Source organism: Pseudomonas brassicacearum, assembly GCF_918698105.1.
Classification (GTDB): Bacteria; Pseudomonadota; Gammaproteobacteria; order Pseudomonadales; family Pseudomonadaceae; genus Aquipseudomonas; species Aquipseudomonas brassicacearum_F.
The window spans coordinates 1-3,761 of sequence record NZ_CAKKMI010000153.1 but is presented as its reverse complement, the minus strand read 5'-3'; the positions used below and the strand labels follow the sequence as shown (position 1 = coordinate 3,761).

Sequence of the window (3,761 nt, the reverse complement as noted above, 5' to 3'; positions counted from 1 at the left end):
CGATAGCGGAGTGTCAGTCAACATCTCTGTCAGCTGTCACACCGCTATCGCGAGCAAGCTCGCTCCCACAGGGGGATGTGGTTTCCTTGGGGCAGTAATCTTCCACAAGGTTTGCGGTGTTGTTGCGAGAGGGGCGAGCTAGCCCGCCCCCTCACAGGTCAAGCGTAGCTTTCGATCGACGGGCAGGCGCAGACCAGGTTGCGGTCGCCGAACACGTTGTCGACCCGGCCCACCGGCGGCCAGTACTTGCCGTCGATCAACGACGCCACCGGGTACACCGCCTGTTCGCGGCTGTAGGGGTGAGTCCACTCGCCGACCAGTTCCGCCGCGGTATGCGGGGCGTTCTTCAGCGGGTTGTCGTCTTTGTCCAGGCTGCCGTTTTCCACCGCGCGGATTTCTTCGCGGATGCAGATCATGGCGTCGCAGAAACGGTCCAGTTCTTCCTTGGATTCGCTTTCGGTCGGCTCGATCATCAACGTGCCGGCCACCGGGAACGACATGGTCGGCGCGTGGAAACCGAAATCGATCAGGCGTTTGGCCACGTCATCGACGCTGATGCCGCTGCTGTCCTTGAGTGGACGCAGGTCGAGGATGCATTCATGGGCCACCAGACCGTTGCTGCCGGAGTAGAGCACCGGGTAGTGCTCTTCCAGGCGACGGGCGATGTAGTTGGCGTTGAGGATCGCCAGTTGCGAGGCGCGCTTGAGGCCGGCGCCGCCCATCATGCGGATGTACATCCAGGTGATCGGCAGGATGCTCGCGCTGCCGAATGGCGCCGCGCACACCGCGCCTTCCTTGCGTGCCATGTTGGCGTGGCCCGGCAGGAACGGTGCCAGGTGCGACTTGACGCCAATCGGGCCGACGCCCGGGCCGCCACCGCCGTGGGGAATGCAGAAGGTCTTGTGCAGGTTCAGGTGCGACACGTCGCCGCCGAACTTGCCCGGGGCGCAGAGGCCGACCATGGCGTTCATGTTGGCGCCGTCGATGTACACCTGGCCGCCGTTGTCATGAATGATGCCGCAGATTTCGCGGATGCCTTCTTCGAACACACCGTGGGTGGACGGGTAGGTGATCATCAGCGCGGCGAGGTGTTCGCGGTGCTCGATGGCCTTGGCCCGCAGGTCTTCGATGTCGACGTTGCCGCGGGCATCGCAGGCGGTCACCACCACACGCATACCGGCCATGTGGGCGGTGGCCGGGTTGGTGCCGTGGGCCGAGGACGGGATCAGGCAGATATCGCGACGGTCTTCGCCACGGCTCTGGTGATAGGCGCGGATCGCCAGCAGACCGGCGTATTCCCCCTGGGAACCGGCGTTGGGTTGCAGCGACACCGCGTCATAGCCGGTGGCGGCGCAGAGCATGGCCTCCAGCTCGTCGGTCAGTTGCTGGTAGCCAGCGCTCTGCTCGGCCGGGGCGAATGGGTGCAGGGCGCCAAACTCGGCCCAGGTCACCGGGATCATTTCGCTGGCGGCGTTGAGTTTCATGGTGCAGGAACCCAGCGGGATCATGGTGCGATCCAGGGCCAGGTCCTTGTCGGCGAGCTTGCGCAGGTAACGCATCAGCTCGGTTTCGGAGTGGTAGCGGTTGAACACCGGGTGGCTGAGGATCGCCGATTGGCGCACCAGCTCGGCCGGGATACGGCTTTGCACGCTGGCGGTCAGTGCCGCGAAGTCCGGCAGCGCCTTGCCGTCGGCCAACAGCTTCCACAGTGCTTCAACGTCAGCCTGGCTGGTGGTCTCGTCCAGGGACAGGCCCAGGCGTTCAGCGTCCACCACACGCAGGTTGATGCGCTGTGCGCGGGCCTTGTCGTGAAGGGCAGCGGTTTGCGCGTCGGTGCGCAGGGTCAGGGTGTCGAAGAAGCTTTCTTGCTCGACGCTCAGGCCCAGCGCGCCCAGGCCCTTGGCGAGGATCGCGGTCAGGTGATGGATGCGATTGGCGATTTGCACCAGGCCCTTGGGACCGTGGTAAACGGCGTACATGCTGGCGATGTTGGCCAGCAGCACCTGGGCGGTGCAGATGTTGCTCGTGGCTTTCTCGCGGCGGATGTGTTGCTCGCGGGTCTGCATCGCCAGGCGCAGGGCCGGCTTGCCGAAACGGTCCACGGAAACGCCGACCAGGCGGCCCGGCATGTCGCGCTTGAAGGCGTCCTTGGTGGAGAAATACGCCGCGTGCGGGCCACCGAAGCCCAGGGGTACGCCGAAGCGCTGGGCGCTGCCGATGGCCACGTCGGCGCCGAATTCACCTGGCGGGGCCAACAGGGTCAGGGCCAGCAGGTCCGCGGCCACGGCCACCAGGGCGTTGGCGGCGTGGAAGCGTTCGGTCAGTTCGCGATAGTCGAAAAGATCACCGTTGCTGGCCGGGTACTGCAGCAGCGCGCCGAAGAAACTGCTGACGTCGCTCAGTTCGCGCTCGTCGCCCACCACCACGTCGATGCCCAGGGGCTCGGCACGGGTGCGCAGTACGTCGAGGGTTTGCGGGTGGCTGTGCACGGAGGCGAAGAACGCGTTGCTGCCCTTGTTCTTGCTCAGGCGCTTGCAGAAGGTCATGGCTTCGGCGGCGGCGGTGGCTTCGTCGAGCAAGGAGGCGTTGGCGATCGGCAGGCCGGTGAGGTCGCTGATCAGGGTCTGGAAGTTCAACAGCGCTTCGAGACGGCCCTGGGAAATTTCTGGCTGGTACGGGGTGTAGGCGGTGTACCAGGCCGGGTTTTCCAGCAGGTTGCGCAGGATCGGCGCCGGCGTGTGGCAGTTGTAGTAGCCCTGGCCGATGTAGGTCTTGAACAGTTGGTTCTTGGCAGCGATGGCCTTGATCGAGGCCAGTGCGTCGGCTTCGCTCTGGCCGTCGCCCATGTCCAGCACGCTGGTGCCCTTGATGCTTTCCGGGATGACGCTGGCGCTCAGGGCCTCCAGGGAGTCGTAGCCCAGGCGCTCGAGCATGGCTTGCTCGTCGCTGGCACGCGGGCCGATGTGGCGGGCGATGAATTCGTTGGCGGTGCCGAGATTAACGGTCATGTGGCGCTCCTCAGGCTTCGGCGTTGGCTTTGATCAGGCGATCGTAGGCGTCTTGATCCAACAGCTTAGCCACTGCGTCGGCGTCGGTCGGTTTAAAGCGGAAGAACCAGCCTTCACCCATCGGATCTTCGTTGACCAGCTCCGGGCTGGCGTCGAGTTTGTCGTTCACTTCGAGCACTTCACCGTCCAGAGGCATGTACACACCGCTGGCGGCCTTGACCGACTCCACGGTGGAGGCCTCGGCGCCTTTGTCATAGGCCTGCAATTCAGGCAGTTGCACAAAAACCACGTCGCCCAACGCGTTCTGCGCGAAAGCGGTAATGCCTACGGTGACGCTGCCGTCGGCTTCGGTGCGCAGCCATTCGTGATCTTCAGTGAAACGCAACTCGCTCATGGAAACTCCTGGGGCCAGATTCGTCTGGTGGACGCGAAGAAAGGCGCGGGGCTTGGCCCGGGCCGAATGACAATACCCATAGCAAGAATACGGCCAATGTTGATAATTGCTTAAATATCAATGAGTTGAATGATTCTGTCGAAACTTGAATCGGCTTTGCTGTAGCGAAATCGCTACAGCTGGGCGGCTCGATAAAATTGTTGTGGGATCAAAGCCTTGCGCAGCGCTGCTTAGCGATGAGTGTAGCGATATCGTTCCGCTGTAGCGCTTTCAGTACAGATGGAGGTCGTTTTTAACGCGATTTCAACCACAACACAGAACCCTTGTGGGAGCGAGCTTGCTCGCGATAGCGGTATGTC

At 63.2% G+C, this 3,761-nt stretch carries 2 protein-coding genes; both read right to left on the bottom strand.

The genetic code is table 11. The features are described from left to right. Window positions 1-158: 158 nt before the first annotated feature. Window positions 159-3,008, bottom strand: a complete 2,850-nt coding sequence (gene gcvP / locus LQ215_RS29325) for an aminomethyl-transferring glycine dehydrogenase (protein WP_230153723.1) — start codon at window positions 3,006-3,008, stop codon at window positions 159-161. Between the two features lie 10 nt (window positions 3,009-3,018). Then, window positions 3,019-3,402, bottom strand: coding sequence for a glycine cleavage system protein GcvH (gcvH, locus tag LQ215_RS29320; RefSeq protein ID WP_092252034.1), 384 nt, complete (start codon window positions 3,400-3,402; stop codon window positions 3,019-3,021). Window positions 3,403-3,761 lie beyond the last annotated feature (359 nt).

What these genes read in the sequence shown, in the direction of transcription:
- gcvP (WP_230153723.1), bottom strand. Translation starts at nt 3,008, where the DNA reads ATGACCGTTAATCTCGGCACCGCCAACGAATTCATCGCCCGCCACATC.
- gcvH (WP_092252034.1), bottom strand. Translation starts at nt 3,402, where the DNA reads ATGAGCGAGTTGCGTTTCACTGAAGATCACGAATGGCTGCGCACCGAA.